The organism is Rhizobium sp. S96 (assembly GCF_030382195.1).
GTDB lineage: Bacteria > Pseudomonadota > Alphaproteobacteria > Rhizobiales > Rhizobiaceae > Rhizobium.
On sequence record NZ_JAUDRY010000026.1, the window covers coordinates 313,284 to 328,065 of the forward strand.

The window sequence follows — 14,782 nt, forward strand, 5'->3', positions numbered from 1 at the left end:
GTAGGGCTCGGCAGCAAGATGCGAATTCGTCGGGAACGGGGTCAGACTGCTCGATGTCGACCGTGCCGTTTCAGGAGGGAGGCCAGTCCGAAATATAGCTACAAGTTTTAACATTTCTATTAACTGTATTTAAACAGCGCAGTTAGATTTAACCTGTCGTTTGTTGTTGCAACTGTAGCTTTCCCGCAACCTTAGCGAGGATGATATGCGCAGTTTTACGTCCAGTTCGGCTCGTTTCTCCAGTCAGCAGTTCACAAGGCGCATCGTATATCCGATGGCTGGTCTCATGCTGGTCATGATCGCCGTTGTTATCGGGTTCCTTTCTCTATCTGCTCGGCAACAGAACCAGTTGGAGATCGAAGCCTCGACGAGGCTCGCGACAACTGCACTCCAAGTGAAGGCACGCGAGGTTGGCCGCAATCTGAGAGATTATACAATCCGGCCGGACGTTTATGAACACCTCAACGGGGGCATCGATCTGGGCTGGGCAGTTACAGATGGAAACATCGCGGCAAATATTTACAACGATCTTGGTTATGAGATGGTCTTCGTGGTCGGTCCGAGCGACAGAACCATCTACAGTCTAATCGACGGTGTTCCGACCAAGGTCGATGCCTTGGCCCTGATGCCACGTGGCCTGCGCGACCTCCTGCATGTGGCGTCCATACAACCCAATCCGACGACCAGTCTGATCAAGTCTGGCGATGATATCTACGTGGTCGCCGCAAATGGCATTGTTCCACCATCAGTCGATCGCGCGACGGTAAAGGCGAGTGAGCTGACAATGCTTGTTTTCGCCAAGCGGCTGGATCAGAAGTTTCTGGATCAGATGGGGCACGACTATCTGCTGACCGATCTCAACATTACCCTTGATAGTCAGCCCGGAAAGGAAGCGTCCATTCCGTTGATGACTCAGAACCGGATGTATCTGGGGGCGATATCCTGGTCACCTCCGAAGCCCGGCGATCAACTTCTAAACTTTATCGTTCCCCCGCTTGCATTCGCACTCATTATTCTGGCTGCGTTTTCAGTTCTTGTTGTTAGGAACGCCCGCAGGTCGACTATCGCTCTTGAGGCATCCGCGACGCGTGTGACTCATCTTGCTCATCATGATGCGCTTACCGGTCTCCCAAACCGGGTATTGTTCCGCGAGCGGCTAGATCTTGCTTTGGCAAGTGCAATACCATCGTCGGCAGTCTCGGTGATCTGCCTTGATCTCGACAACTTCAAAGAGGTCAACGACAGCCTGGGGCACGCAGCTGGAGACCAGTTGCTACAACAAGTCAGCGAACGCCTGATGAAGTGCGTCAACTACAACGACACGGTTGCTCGCCTGGGTGGGGATGAGTTTGCTGTTATTCAGATCGGCACAAACCAACCGCGTGACGCCGAAGAACTCAGTCAAAAGATAATCGAAAGCGTTCGCACGCCGTTCATAGTTGACGGTCAAAACCTCCACATCGGCGTCAGCATCGGCATCGCCTTGGCCAACACCGAAAGTGACCCGGAGCGGCTGCTGAAGAGCTCGGACATCGCACTTTATCGCGCGAAGCAAGGGGGGCGAGCAACTTACCGGATTTTTGAAGCTCAGATGGACGCCGAGCTTCAGGAACGCCGAGTGCTGGAGTACGATCTGCGTCAAGCGGTTCTGAAAGGGGAGCTCGAACTGCACTACCAGCCGCTCATCGAGCTGGATACGCGAAATATCGCGGCTGTCGAGGCTCTTGTCAGGTGGCGCCATCCAGTGCGGGGCTTGGTTTCTCCCGCGGATTTCATCCCATTGGCCGAGGAGACTGGCCAGATTGTCGCAATCGGTGAGTGGGTCCTCGAAACAGCGTGCTCTCAGGCGCTAGAATGGGAGCGGCTCCGGGTGGCCGTCAACCTTTCTCCCGTTCAGTTTCGAAATCGGGAACTCGTCGAGACAGTTCGTCAAATCCTTGCGAGGACAGGGCTCGACCCAGCGCGTCTTGAATTGGAGATCACCGAAAGCGTTCTGATCAACGACGCGACTGCGGCCCTGGAGATTCTCAGCGGTCTGAAATCGCTAGGAGTGAAAGTCGCCATGGACGATTTCGGAACCGGATACTCGTCGCTCGGATATCTGAACTCGTTCCCCTTTGATAAGATCAAAATCGACAAATCCTTCATTGGTGACTTGAGCAACACGGAAAAATCGGCAGCGATTGTCAAATCCGTCATTGGTCTTGGGCAGAGCCTGAACATGGTAACCACTGCCGAAGGTGTCGAAACTATCGAGCAGGCAGCCTTCCTGCGGCAACAGGGTTGCCACGAGGTCCAGGGGTTCTATTTCAGCAAGCCGGTTGCTGCGGGCGAGCTGTCGTTGTTTATTGCCGGTTGGAACTCGGAGCATGTGTTTGGCGAGGCAGCGTAGTTTTTTGGCTGCAAACACGGATTACGGTTCAGAGATTGGAGAGGTAACCATCGTTGGCCGGACGTTCGTGCCGCCGCCTCCCGGCATCATTTCTTGCTTAACTAGCGCCACATGGCAGCGGGTCACACGAGAAAGACCGCCGGACTTTACCGCCGATCCTGAACGGCCTTTATGGATCGGGGGCTCCGCGGCCCCACGACAGCGGAAGGGTCTCGCTTTCTCTTGCTCAGCCGAGCAATCCATGCCTCTATTAACCCCAGAGGGATAAGCTTCCAGATCGTGACTTCGCGATCGAGCATAGCCGCTTCGCGATGGCACGCGCTAGCCCATCCCCGAGACACAACGCAAGATTTCAGGATGGGCGGATTGCGCAAGAATTCAACTCGGGTCGGTCCCGGCTATCCACAGGTCGTCGTGCTCGTCGGCGCAACGGGCGACCTTTCACGACGCAAGCTTCTGACGGGATTGTTCCACCTTACCAAAGCGGGGTTTATCCCGGGCTGCCGCATCATAGGCGTCTCACTCGACGATATCGATGCTGATGGCTTCCGCTCCATAGCCCGAGACTCGCTCGACAAGTTCTTGACGCGCAAGTTCTCGGAGCCCGAATGGCAAGCGTTCGCGGCCTCGCTTGACTACGTCCCACTCGCTGCCGGTGCCGGAGCGCTGAAGGAAGCAGTCGACAGAGCTGAAGAGGCGCTGGGACCGGAGACACGGCGCGTGCACTACTTATCCGTGCCACCAAGCGCCGCCCTTCCAGCCGTACAACTCCTTGCTCAGGCCGGCCTGACGGAGCGCTCGCGGATCATCATGGAGAAGCCCTTCGGCACGGACCTTGCGAGCGCTGTTGAGCTGAATAAGAAGCTGCACGAGGTATTCGACGAAAAGCAGATTTTTCGCATTGATCACTTTCTCGGCAAGGAGCCGGCGCAAAACATCCTGGCCTTCCGATTTGCCAACGGCCTGTTCGAACCGATCTGGAACCGCAATTTCATCGACCATGTGCAGATCGACGTCCCGGAAACGCTCGGCCTTTCTACTCGTGCCGCCTTTTACGAAACCACCGGCGCCTATCGTGATATGGTGGTGACCCACCTCTTTCAGATCCTCGCGTTTATGGCGATGGAACCGCCGACGGCTCTCGAACCTGCGCCAATCTCGGAAGAAAAGAACAAAGTGTTCCGCTCGATGTTACCGATCGAGCCGCGTGACGTCGTGCGCGGTCAATATATCGGCTACCGCAATGAGCCTGGCGTCGATCCCGAAAGCGACACAGATACTTTTATCGCCCTCAAATGCGCCATCGACAATTGGCGCTGGGCCGGCGTGCCTTTCTTCCTGCGCACTGGCAAGCGCATGGCCGAGGGGCAGCGCATTATCTCAATAGCATTCCGTGAGCCGCCGAAATCGATGTTTCCCCCAGGCTCCGGCGTGGGGGCCCAGGGGCCTGATCACCTGACGTTCGATCTCGCTGATGCGTCCAAGGTCTCGCTTTCCTTCTATGGAAAGCGACCAGGCCCGGGCTTCCGGCTCGACAAGCTTTCACTGCAGTTCGCCATGAGTGAAACCGGCCTTATCGGCGAAGTTCTGGAGGCCTATGAGCGTCTGATCCTCGATGCCATGCGCGGCGACCATACGCTGTTCACGACAGCCGAGGGCATCGAGCGCCTCTGGGAGGTGTCCCAGCCTCTTCTCGACAACCCGCCACCGGTGCGCCTCTACGATCAGGCCGGCTGGGGGCCGAAGTCCATTCACCAACTTATTGCGCCCCACGCTTGGCGTCTACCGTTTGAGCGGGCATGGCGGGATGCCGCAAAGGGTGATTGACGACCAATGGGAGTCTTTTTCGCTTTGTCGCGCGATATGTTGGTTTCCACGCAGAACTGAGCCGGTTAGGCGCATAAGGGGGTGCGGATAAAAACTTGGACTGTTTTAAATGCTCAGGCCGAGGCTCTTACGATATCCGGTCGGGCCCGCCTCGTAGCAGAAATGAACGCAGTCAAACTTTGCAGCTATCCGCTGGATGATGCGGCGCATGCTTGCACCCGATGCATCAACCTCGCCCCAGAAGCGAATTTCTTCCTCCCGGCCGAATTCGGCGACAGCGATCGCATTCTTCCGCTTGGCAACATCGATTCCAACGAACACTTCTCTATAATCTGCCATGGCTCGTCCCCCTGTGACGAGGATCGGCTCGGCCCATCCGATCAACCCTCGGAAGACCGGTAGGGCGAGCCACCTCAGCCACGAAGACGGACATACGCTCTTGCCTTAAAGCTAAAGCGGCTATGGCTCAAGGAGTCGATGCGACGTGCAGCCGGTGTCGCAGGAAATCGGAATTCCACACACCATGTACAAGGTTCGGCAGCGGATCAGTCTGCATCACGCTGAACATATAGCGCCCTTCAACTTTCTTGAAGGCTTCACGTTCGAACCGCTGGTCTATCGTATTGACGTCGGTGCCCGGCGGAATATCCGCAATGATCGGCGCTAATCGCGGATTGGAATTGGGAATGAGCAGCCGGTTTGTCGTCTGGGTTACAGTTCCGACCGTTGTCTGGATGACGAGGAATCCCCTGACCTTATTGTCGCGGGTCAATCCAACGTTCTCATAAGTTACCTTGAACGCGTCGTTGTGTGGAATGAACGAGACGAGAATGTTGTTCTGGTAGACGAGGTTGTAGACTTGGTTGCCATTGGGAATGGCCGCGACGTTGTAGTCATTAATGTTGGATACCTCGAATGTGATGGCGGGTTTTCCCAATTCAGCCTCGAACGCGATCGCAAACGTGCCGGTAATCGGAGGCGCACCCCAAGGCTTGAGTTTGGTGCCGTCGTCCATCTGGTCGCGCCACCAGAAGCGTTTGGAGGCATCGCAGAACACGTTGAGCGTATACTTGTGTTGATTGACCCCGACATTATCCCGCCACCAGATTTGCTCGGCGGGATGGATTTCCGAATGGCAGCAGTGCCCTTTATCGTAGATCCAGACACCGTAGATGCAGATATCCTGAGGCCCCCGTGCCAGAATCAAGTCATTCAATGTCTGCGCCGTTCCGGAGTGAACATCGCCGTCAGGCTGTATTTCCGCTTCGACGAGGGCGGCCTCGGCGACACTCTCGCTGTCGTCGCAATTGGGCTTGCCCAACTGGTGAAGACTCAGATTCCACTGAGCGCTCATGATGTCGGTGTACTCGCGCGGATGCCCATCGGTGATAAGGTACTGGTACTTTTCATTGGGAATGACATCTATGTTGACGTCATGGTCTTCGTAGGTACCGTTAATATCTGCGATATGGACACTGTTCACTTTGCCGACCAGCGTCCGCTTGAAATAGACGACGGATCGGTGGTCACGCGGCTGCTTCTGCGGATACCAGAAGTTCAAGTTGTCCGGAATTGCTATATTGTTTGATGCCCGTTCGAAAGCGGCCGAGCCGATCTCTTCGGGACCTCTGAAGTCGCTGCCGATGATCCCCATCTGGTCGGCAACCGCATGTTCCCACATTGCTGCGTCCGAGCTGTTCTGGCCGCCCAGAAACGTGATGATTGTTTGGGCGCCGTCAACATGCATCACCGTTGCCGCGGTGGAGGGATGTGGCGCATAGGGTGGCGACACCACCGCCGTGGAGTTGTCTGGCAGGGCTCCATTGGCTCGTTGGCGCTCCCAGTGGCCCGGGATGAACTGGCCGTTTTCCATGCGGCTCCGTGCCCAGACAAAACCCGGACGGTCAACGATCGAAAACACGTTCACGTAAGAGATCTTGTCATCGAAGCCATACACCGACAGATCCGGACAATCCTCCAGCAAGTCGATGGAAATGCCGTAGCCGCCGCCATCATCCGCATGCTCGAAGAGTTGGGCCCCGAGCCCTGCTGGAATCCTGATGGAAGACACGACGTCATTGAAATCGTCGGGCGTGAAAAAGCGGTAGCCACCCGGAGCGAGCGCTTTGCTTCGTCCCCCAAAAACCGTGTCCTCATAAATTGTGACAACATCCGTGGTCATATGTGTGCCTCCACGCAAGAATAGCGCGTCCATACACCGCCGTCGCAACTTGCCTCGCCGACGGTTGCCCAAGAACGAAGCATCGTTGTGATGCCATGTCCCGCTCCGCCAGACCCGACGGCCATTGTGACCCTCAGAACTTGCGGGAATAGCGACGCGCTATCCAGCGACGCCAAACGACGACAGTAAGGAGGACCATGACGATCGCGAAAAAGAGGAGTTCAATCGTGCCGTCACCACCGTCTGGGGAAATCCCGAACCATTGTTCAATGAAATCCATCTTCTTTCTCCCGTTGCTTCAGGACCTGCTGGACCGTTGACGTGCAAAACAGCGGCCACACATGCGGTAGCGACACCACCTTGCGGTGGCGGAAGACATGTCATGGGGAAATTTGAATCGTACCGAGCGCCACGGCGCTAATTCATGAGTTCTTTCGAACGCCTGTCGCCTTTGGAGCTATATTACCGGAAAACATCGCAGGGAGCGAGAATAATTTCAATGTATCGAGGCATTGATCGGAAGTTCACTTTATTAGTTACTATTGAATTAAGAGCTATATTCTAGGTCAACATCCGCTTCTCTAAGCATCTGAGAAGTTGGATGACGTCGTCAGAGATCAGCGTAGGTGGGAAATTAGAGGTAGCTGGGGGACCGCCCGTCGGCCCTTTGTGGCACGGCACTAATTCTTGTCTTTGCCGTGGTGGCCCTCGGCGCATTGGGCGGCGAGAGCGGACCGAGGCTAGTCAGTCAATTGGAGCTGTCCGATGTACAATGCCACCGCCGCCGTGGAGTCGATCAGCGGCGGCGGATCCTGCGATAATTGCACGATCAGTGCAAATGGGCACCGGATCAGTACCCAAGGGGAAGGCACGAGGCGAGAAGGCCGTCGAGGATACCTGCCTCTGCTGCTGACAGGCGATGGTCTGCTGGTTACGCAGCGGGCGCCACCGAACTCGTCGATCGGCGGCGGTTTCGTTGCGATTGGAGCGATCCTTGCCCCGCTGGCGTAGGACCGCAGTTGAGCATGCTTTCTCTCGAACAGCCGGAGCGGGTTCACGAGCCTGCGATGGGAACAGACCTTATCGACTTGCCATTTTCCTTCCAGCTATCATGCCTTCCTTTTCACCTTGATTGATATCAGCAAGCCGATGATCAACAGGAATACGATGAGGTTTATGAGGGTGGAGAGAGCGTAAAGCTCCGGTTTGACCCCGTATCGAAGTGCGCCCCAGGCAACCGATGGCATGGTTGGCGTCGCGCCCAGGAGATAAAAGGATACGTCGAGACCATTGAGCGAGAGCACGAAGGCCGTGATCAAGCTGCCCATGATGCCCGGCCAAGTTATCGGGAGCATGACTTCTACAAACGACCGCAAAGGCGTGGCACCACAGACAATGGCAGCCTCATTCATGCGCCAATCATATTTGTAGAGCATCGCCGCCATGATCAGGAAGCAGAAGCTGAAGCAGTGTACCGTGTTGGCGACAATGGCAGTCAGCATGTTCCCCTGCAATTCGAACAGGAGATAGTAGAGGGCCATGCTCGAGATGCCGAGCAGGATCTCCGAGACAAAAAGCGGCGCTGCGAAAAAGATCGCGTAGACCAGGGCTCGCCTGCCGCCGAACCGTAGCACTCCAATGGTTGCAAGAAATCCAAGCACGGTCGAAAGCACAGCCGTACAGGAAGCGAGGATCAAGCTGTTGGCGAAGGCGCTCTGATAGACCGTGTTCGTCGATAGGCGAACGTAGCTCGCCACGTTGAATTCCGGTGGATACGGGAAGTTGGGCCGCGTCGAAAGCGAGGCGAAGAGGATGTGCACGATCGGCATGTAAAGGAAGGCGAAGACGACGATGAGGAATGTCGCCAACATCCATTTGATGATTGCGTCGGAAAAATGCGGTCGCATCCTACTGCCTCCCCAATCCTGTAAAGCCTGTGCGGCGGAGATCTACCCCAAAGCTCAAAATCGCGAGCGCGATTGCAGAAAACAGGAAGAGCACAACACCCATGGCAGCTCCCAGCGCCCAGGTGCCCGACTCGCCAAATTGCTGCGCCATGGACATGCCGTAAAGCGTGCCATTCGGACCTCCGAGGAAACGGGGAACAAGGGAAGCGGAAAGCGTCGGGATGAAAGCAAGCATGAAGCCGACGATCGTACCCGAAAGATTGAGTGGCCAAACCACTTCGGCGAAGATGCGGAACCGGTTTGCGCCGCAGGCGCTTGCAGCATGGGCAAGCCGGAAGTCGAAGTTGATTAGCGACAGATATACCGTCGTGACCACCAGCGGCAGGTAGAGATAGATGAAGGCGATGAACGATGCTGTGTTGGAATACATGATCATCCTGAGCGGCGCGGCTCCCATCCGCAGCAAGGCACCATTGACCAGCCCAGTTGGTCCCAACATGCCTTGAAGCGCAATCAGACGCAGGACTTCGCCGGAGAGGAACGGGATGACGAGGAGCAGTGAAAAGATGATGCGATAACGCCCGCCATAGCGGACGATGAAGTAGGCGATCGGCCAGGACATGGCGACAAGCGTTACCGAGACGCCAATCGCCATCGCAAGCGACCTGAGGAAGAAAGTGATGTAAGCGCCTTCTGTCGAAAGCGTGCCATAGTTCATCAGTGTCCATTCGTGGACGATCTTGTAGTTCTCGGTCTGCCAGAAGCTCAGGACAACAAGTGCCGTCAACGGCATGACGAAAAAGAGCAGTAGGAAGCCTGTCGGCACATCCAGAATGAGACGGCGTTGGAGATCTGAGCGCATCATCAATTCCCCGCCTTGAAGACATGGCAATCAGCCGGGCTCCAGGATAGCAGCACGCGCTCCTGAGTTGGCAACGGATCATTGCGCTTTGGCTTAACCGCAATCACGGTGTCGCCCCTGTCCGTCTCCAGCACGTATTCGAGGAAGGGCCCGCGCAAGACGACATCCATAACCCTGCAGGCGATACCTTCGCCACCATCGGCCTTGCGTGTGAGATCAAAGCGCTCGTTCTTGACGAAGATGTCGACCGCGTCTTTCGCCTTCAATCCATTGCCTGCGGGAAGCGTGAATTCGTGGTCATAGCGGGCAAGTCGCACCGTGTCGCCGCTGGACCCGACGATCCCCTGGAACTTGCTGGACTTGCCGACGAAGCGGGCCACGAATGGCGTTTGGGGACGATCATAGATCGCCTGTCGCTCACCAAGCGCTTCGAGCCGACCGTTGTTTATCACGGCAATCCGGTCGCTCATCGAGAGTGCCTCTTCCTGATTATGCGTGACATAAATGAAAGGGATGCCGAGCTGCTTCTGGTAGCGCCGGATCTCGATCTCCATTTCCTGGCGAAGCTCCCGGTCGAGATTGGCCAGCGGTTCATCAAGCAATAACAAGGTCGGTTTCGCCACCAGACCACGCCCCAGCGCGACGCGTTGTTGCTGTCCGCCTGAGAGCTGGCTCGGATAGCGGTCGAGCATCGTGGTCAGCGAGAGAACGCCCGCCACCCACTCGACCCGTTCCTCGATGACCGCTTTGGGCTCCTTGCGCATTCTGAGGGGAAAGGCGAGGTTCTCGCGCACGGTTCGGTGCGGAAAGAGAAGGAACTCCTGAAACACCATGCCGATACCGCGCTTGTGGGGGGCAAGTTCCGTTACGTCCTTTCCCTCGAAATGAATACGGCCTTCGGTTGGACGGTCTAGTCCAGCGATCAGACGCAGCAGCGTGCTTTTGCCTGAACCGCTCGGGCCAAGGATCGCAATGAACTCCTCCTTGGCAATGTCGACGCTCACACTGTCGAGCGCCTTGAATGTATTGTAACGCCGCGAAACGTTATCGATACGAATATAAGAACCATTATGGCTCATGAGACAAACCCGTTTAATGGGCGGTTGAGGCACGTGAGTGCCTCGCGCCGCCCCTACCCTTAGAGGACGAACAATCGATCAAGCTGCCTGTACGTTGGACCAGACGCGTTCCCACTTTTCAGGGGACGACGGCTGATCAAACATGAACAGGCCGGCTATTTCGTTCGAGCGGTCCATCAGGAAGAGTTTTCGCTCCGACTCGCTCGAGATCGCGCGAAGGTCAACCGTGGTCGAGCAACCCGCCACCTCGCCAATCTTCTTCATCACCTCCGGAGAGATCATCATGTCGATGAAGCTGTTGCAGAGGTCAAACTTCTTGCCGTCTTCAACACCTGAGGTGACCAGCCAGGTATCGACCCATCCGAGGCCACCTTCCTTCATCTTCAGGGAATGACGGAAATCAACCGGAGCAGCACCCTGCGCTTCAGCCGTCAACAACTGACGGAAGACCTGCGCGAATTCCGTCGCGGCGACGACCGCACCGCTCTGCAGAAGCTGGAACAGTGTCGGATTGTCCTGATAACGTGTTAGCAACAGCCCCTTCTGCTGGATCAGGAGCTTTTCCACCTCTGTCAGTTCCTCGTCGGTGAGGACATAGGGGTTGAACGGCTTACCATCGGGACGCGGCTGTGCTCGACTGCCCATCCGGTCGGTCACGAGCAGGGCGGCAAGCGCAATATTCTCCTCGAAGCGGGAGCTCGTGGAAAGCATGCCGGAAAACTGCGAATTGAACATGCATGTCAGTGTCTCGGTCTCGTCGGGCGCAACCTTGGCTGCATCATAGGTTATTCCATAGGCGCCCCAGCAAAAGGGAAAGCCGATCTTCTTGCCCGTGCCCGGGTCAGACAGAACCTTGAAGGTCCCGGCTGCGAACTCAGGCAAATAGCCGGCCGCGTTCGGAACCTTTGAATAATCCACATCGCGTAGCAGCTTCTCCCGGTAATAGAGTTGCGGCCAGAACCCGTCGGCCTGCACAAGATCGAACTCCTTCGACCCACCGACACGCAGCTTGTTGTATGCTTCCGAATTGCCGTCGAAGAAGCTCGGGACGAATTTCACCTTGTGGGTATCTTCAAACGCTGTGACCCGATCGGGAAGCAGATAGGCCTCCCACATCAGCGCGCGTATCTTTTCAGGAGCAGCCCAGGATGGGCGCACGAATGGTATCGCAAGTGCTGCCGTTGTGCCGGCAGCCAGAACGGATCTGCGAGTCATTTTTCTGTCAAACATTGTTATGGTCCCCTTTGTCGGTCTTGTTTTGTGTCTTTCGCGTGCTTGAGCACGTCTTTTAAATTCAAATGCTTCCGGCGGTGGTCGCCGGAAGCCTAAGCACGTGGCCCTGAACCTCAGGCGATGCCATCCGCCTCGATCGAACCCAGCACCTCATCGAGCACATCCAACGCGTGCGCCATATCCTCCATGGAGCAGTCTAGCGGAGGCTTGATCTTTATGAGATTGCCCAAACCTGCATAGCGGCTTTCGCCAAATAGCACACCGCGGTCGACGCCGCGTCGATAGACCTCAGCTGCCGCCTGGCGGGCAGGCTCCTTGCTCTTACGGTCTTTGACGAGTTCAATTGAGACAAACAGCCCCGGTCCGCGGACATGCCCGAGCAGTTTGCGACGCGTTGCGATCTCGTTGAGGCGCTTCGTGGCGTACTCGCCGAGCTGCCGGGCCTTCGCGCAGAGATTGTCCTCGATAATCGCGTCTACGGTGGCAACGGCTGCAGCCATCGCAACGGGGAAGGAACCGAACGTCAAGGCATCCTCGCCGGAGTCGAACTTCTGCAGCTTTTCGCTCGCGAAGATGCCTGCCAGCGGGAACCCCCCGCCGATACCTTTGCCAAAGGTCATGATGTCTGGAACGATACCGTAGAGGTCAGCGGCAAACATTTTCCCGGTTCGACCAAAGCAGCTCTGGATCTCGTCCCAGATCAAAATGATACCGCGCCGATCGCAGATCTCCCTGATACCCTTGAGGTAGGAGAGCGGCAGAACGATGTGACCGCCATTGCCCATGATCGGCTCCAGCATGATCGCAGCAACACCACCATCCACGCCGCGGTCTATCGTATCTTCCAGCAGTTGCAGGCAGAGCTGCACGTCAGTCTCAATATCAAAGCCAAGACGTGGACGATAGGGATCTGGATGTGGCACGCGGGTGAACCGCGGCTGGATCGCCAGAAACGGATTGTTCGGATGGGGCCAGCTGGCTGCCATGGTCGTGATCGAGCGGCCATGATAGGCATCTTGCAGCACGATGATGTTTTGAGCACCAGGACGGTTCTTGTAGGCGAGCTTGATCGCCATCTCGACCGCTAGGCTGCCATGCAGCGCGTAACCGATACGGTTCAGGTCACCAGGGGTGATGTTGCGTAGTTTTGAGGTCAGTGTCAGCAACGCGTTCGTGTTGAAGTTCGGCCGGGCATGAGTAATCTCCCGGAGTTGCGCGATGGCAGCCTCGACGACACGAGGGTCGTTGGCGCCGAGATTGTTTGACCATGCCTGGGAAGTGCAATCCAGATAGCGATTGCCCTTGTCATCCCAGACGTAGGATCCTCGTGCGCGCACAAGCGTAATCTTCGTATTGTCACCCTCGACAGGATCGTGAATGAGGGAGCGCTTCCCCTCCTCGACCCGATATTCATCTGTTTTTACAGCGCTTTGCATGACACTCATCGATTTCCCTCTCGTCGTTCGAGTAGGCCGATTAAGCAGCAGCGGGGCGTTGACAACAAGGACGATTGGCGAAAGGATTAATTCATGTCACTTATGAATATCCAGCTCCGCCACATTCGCTGTCTGCTTGCTGTTGCAAGGGAGAAGAGCTTTGCGCGCGCGGCGGAAAAGCTGGCCGTTTCTCAGCCTGCCCTCTCGCAAACCATCATTCAGCTAGAGGCCACTCTGGGATTCGATGTCTTCCAGCGAACGACACGAAGTGTGACCCTGACGGAGAACGGCGAGGCACTCTACGCCTACGTGCAAAAGCTCGATCGGGCGCTGGATCTCTTCTACAGGGAGGCGAAATCACTCCAGCTGTCTGCTCGAAATTCCCTTCGCGTCGGCTATCTGATCGGCACCGCTGTCGACTTCATCCCCGATATAACCGAGGAGTTCGAAAGGCGGCGCCCTCACGCACAGCTTGAATTCATCGAATATGACTTTCACAACCCGGACGGCGGACTGGCTAGCGGGACGGTGGACTGCAGCATTTTTCGGCCCCCGGTCGATACTCCCGGAATTCAAATCGTGGAAATCGCGCGAGAAAAGTGCGTCGCGTGCATGCACAATGGACATCCGCTGAGTGCCAACGAAACCGTGAAGGTCGAAGACCTGTTGGACGAGCCATTCATCGCTGCACCGGGCTCGGGCGTTTGGCGCGACTACTGGCTGGCCAACCAGTATCGCCAAGGCGAGCGGGCCCGCGTTGTGTTCGAAGCGGCGACGGTTGATTCCGAACTCCAGGCGGTAGCCTTGCGAAAAGGCATAAGCATCACGGCGGAGAGCACCGCTCGCTTTTATGCGCGCCCGGGCGTCACCTTCCGGACCATTTCGGACATGGACGACTGTACAATCGCTATCGGCTACATGGGACAGATCACGCCTCTGGTGCGGGATTTCATCGAGGTGGCAACTGCAGTGGCCAGTCGTCACGACGGCAAGCCGCGTATTGGATTATAGTCCTGCTGCACAAGCGAGGACCGAAAACTTCAGCCAATTGCACCTCCGCTACCTCATGGGCTTGGTCAGCGCGATGGCTCGCTGAACATGTAAAACTGCTTCAGGATGTGGTGTTAAACGTCTGCCAAGAACGCCTTTTCAAACGCCCGAAGTTCCACGCGATTCTGCCACGCGCCTACGCGACCGTTTCAGCACTCGGGTTCTGGATGGCGCTGTCGATGGCGTAGCCGGGTTTTTCAAGCAAAGCTTGCGCGGCGTGCAGACGGGAGCGTCAGGTCACCGACGGCCTGGATCGTGTAGGGATCGTCCCAGGCGTTGTCGACGCCGCTGTCCACCCAGGCGCGGCTCTTGGTGCGCACGAAGGAAACGGTCTCGTCGATCGCCGCCTGGGCAAAACCCGTATCGACCGCGACCTGGATGATCTGGAAGATCGCCCCGTCGGCCGTCGTTTCCGCATAACCCCTTATAGCCAGGAACGAGGTGCGTCTTCGGCACCTTGACGTTGTTCAGGATTACCGTGCCCGACAGCGTTGTACGCTGGCCCAATGATGACCAGTCGTCGATGACGGTCAATCCGGGTGCGTCCCGCTCGGCAATCGCGTACCGGGCGCGACCTTCATCATCCAGCGCGACGATCGGCACGAGATGGGCGAGAAGGCCCCTACCGGTAGCTCTATAGCGATCGGCGCGCTGCTTTGTCCGTATCGTGACGTCTTCAATAGGAATTCCACGCAGTGCCTGCGTTTCCTGTTATACAACCTGCCAATCCGCCGGAAGAAGGGACGACGAATTTTCCCCTACCCTCTTCCATTGCTGATCCGCGGAGAAAGTCAGCAGTTCCGCCGCCTCTTCG

11 protein-coding genes and 2 pseudogenes are annotated in these 14,782 nt (G+C 56.7%); 4 read left to right on the plus strand and 9 right to left on the minus strand.

The window, feature by feature from the left end:
* Window positions 1-286: 286 nt before the first annotated feature.
* Entirely contained in the window at window positions 287-2,392 is a 2,106-nt protein-coding gene (locus tag QTL94_RS21755; protein ID WP_244499497.1) for a bifunctional diguanylate cyclase/phosphodiesterase, read from the plus strand.
* A gap of 357 nt (window positions 2,393-2,749) precedes the next feature.
* Window positions 2,750-4,219 (plus strand): glucose-6-phosphate dehydrogenase, encoded by a 1,470-nt coding sequence (gene zwf, locus QTL94_RS21760; protein ID WP_289803087.1) that lies wholly within the window; start codon window positions 2,750-2,752, stop codon window positions 4,217-4,219.
* Between the two features lie 132 nt (window positions 4,220-4,351).
* Here the strand turns inward: zwf and QTL94_RS21765 are convergent.
* The 3 genes and pseudogenes from QTL94_RS21765 to QTL94_RS21775 all read right to left on the minus strand — a co-directional run.
* Window positions 4,352-4,558 (minus strand): annotated as a pseudogene (locus QTL94_RS21765) (IS110 family transposase); the annotation flags it as partial.
* Between the two features lie 127 nt (window positions 4,559-4,685).
* Window positions 4,686-6,401, minus strand: coding sequence for a beta/gamma crystallin family protein (locus QTL94_RS21770; RefSeq protein WP_065691946.1), 1,716 nt, complete (start codon window positions 6,399-6,401; stop codon window positions 4,686-4,688).
* Between the two features lie 133 nt (window positions 6,402-6,534).
* Entirely contained in the window at window positions 6,535-6,681 is a 147-nt protein-coding gene (locus tag QTL94_RS21775; protein ID WP_158007275.1) for a hypothetical protein, read from the minus strand.
* A gap of 485 nt (window positions 6,682-7,166) precedes the next feature.
* Here QTL94_RS21775 and QTL94_RS21780 point away from each other — a divergent pair, with 485 nt between their 5' ends.
* Window positions 7,167-7,412, plus strand: a complete 246-nt coding sequence (locus QTL94_RS21780) for a hypothetical protein (RefSeq protein WP_065691945.1) — start codon at window positions 7,167-7,169, stop codon at window positions 7,410-7,412.
* Window positions 7,413-7,510: 98 nt separating this feature from the next.
* On the opposite strand, the gene QTL94_RS21785 is transcribed toward QTL94_RS21780, so the two are convergent.
* From QTL94_RS21785 to QTL94_RS21805, 5 genes are all read right to left on the minus strand, one after another.
* Complete coding sequence (locus QTL94_RS21785; RefSeq protein ID WP_065691944.1) at window positions 7,511-8,308, minus strand: ABC transporter permease; 798 nt, start codon at window positions 8,306-8,308, stop codon at window positions 7,511-7,513.
* Between the two features lies 1 nt (window position 8,309).
* Window positions 8,310-9,173, minus strand: coding sequence for an ABC transporter permease (locus tag QTL94_RS21790; RefSeq protein ID WP_289803088.1), 864 nt, complete (start codon window positions 9,171-9,173; stop codon window positions 8,310-8,312).
* Window positions 9,173-10,249: an ABC transporter ATP-binding protein gene (locus QTL94_RS21795; RefSeq protein WP_065691942.1), complete on the minus strand. Its 1,077-nt coding sequence runs from the start codon at window positions 10,247-10,249 to the stop codon at window positions 9,173-9,175. Before QTL94_RS21795 ends, QTL94_RS21790 begins: the two co-directional genes overlap by 1 nt.
* Window positions 10,250-10,327: 78 nt before the next feature.
* Window positions 10,328-11,464 carry an ABC transporter substrate-binding protein gene (locus QTL94_RS21800; protein WP_289803089.1) on the minus strand — a complete coding sequence of 379 codons (1,137 nt, stop codon included), beginning with the start codon at window positions 11,462-11,464 and terminating at the stop codon, window positions 10,328-10,330.
* Window positions 11,465-11,595: 131 nt separating this feature from the next.
* Window positions 11,596-12,927 carry an aspartate aminotransferase family protein gene (locus tag QTL94_RS21805; protein ID WP_198928708.1) on the minus strand — a complete coding sequence of 444 codons (1,332 nt, stop codon included), beginning with the start codon at window positions 12,925-12,927 and terminating at the stop codon, window positions 11,596-11,598.
* A gap of 93 nt (window positions 12,928-13,020) precedes the next feature.
* Here QTL94_RS21805 and QTL94_RS21810 point away from each other — a divergent pair, with 93 nt between their 5' ends.
* The gene (locus QTL94_RS21810; protein WP_289803090.1) at window positions 13,021-13,929 is read left to right on the plus strand and encodes a LysR family transcriptional regulator; all 909 of its coding nucleotides are present in this window, start codon (window positions 13,021-13,023) and stop codon (window positions 13,927-13,929) included.
* A gap of 178 nt (window positions 13,930-14,107) precedes the next feature.
* On the opposite strand, the pseudogene QTL94_RS21815 reads toward QTL94_RS21810, so the two are convergent.
* Window positions 14,108-14,586 (minus strand): annotated as a pseudogene (locus QTL94_RS21815) (acyl-CoA dehydrogenase); the annotation flags it as partial.
* Between the last annotated feature and the right edge of the window lie 196 nt (window positions 14,587-14,782).

What these genes read in the sequence shown, in the direction of transcription:
- QTL94_RS21785 (WP_065691944.1), bottom strand. Translation starts at nt 8,308, where the DNA reads ATGCGACCGCATTTTTCCGACGCAATCATCAAATGGATGTTGGCGACA.
- zwf (WP_289803087.1), top strand. Translation starts at nt 2,750, where the DNA reads ATGGGCGGATTGCGCAAGAATTCAACTCGGGTCGGTCCCGGCTATCCA.
- QTL94_RS21790 (WP_289803088.1), bottom strand. Translation starts at nt 9,173, where the DNA reads ATGATGCGCTCAGATCTCCAACGCCGTCTCATTCTGGATGTGCCGACA.
- QTL94_RS21810 (WP_289803090.1), top strand. Translation starts at nt 13,021, where the DNA reads ATGAATATCCAGCTCCGCCACATTCGCTGTCTGCTTGCTGTTGCAAGG.
- QTL94_RS21770 (WP_065691946.1), bottom strand. Translation starts at nt 6,401, where the DNA reads ATGACCACGGATGTTGTCACAATTTATGAGGACACGGTTTTTGGGGGA.
- QTL94_RS21805 (WP_198928708.1), bottom strand. Translation starts at nt 12,927, where the DNA reads ATGAGTGTCATGCAAAGCGCTGTAAAAACAGATGAATATCGGGTCGAG.
- QTL94_RS21755 (WP_244499497.1), top strand. Translation starts at nt 287, where the DNA reads ATGCTGGTCATGATCGCCGTTGTTATCGGGTTCCTTTCTCTATCTGCT.
- QTL94_RS21780 (WP_065691945.1), top strand. Translation starts at nt 7,167, where the DNA reads ATGTACAATGCCACCGCCGCCGTGGAGTCGATCAGCGGCGGCGGATCC.
- QTL94_RS21800 (WP_289803089.1), bottom strand. Translation starts at nt 11,464, where the DNA reads ATGACTCGCAGATCCGTTCTGGCTGCCGGCACAACGGCAGCACTTGCG.
- QTL94_RS21795 (WP_065691942.1), bottom strand. Translation starts at nt 10,249, where the DNA reads ATGAGCCATAATGGTTCTTATATTCGTATCGATAACGTTTCGCGGCGT.
- QTL94_RS21775 (WP_158007275.1), bottom strand. Translation starts at nt 6,681, where the DNA reads ATGGATTTCATTGAACAATGGTTCGGGATTTCCCCAGACGGTGGTGAC.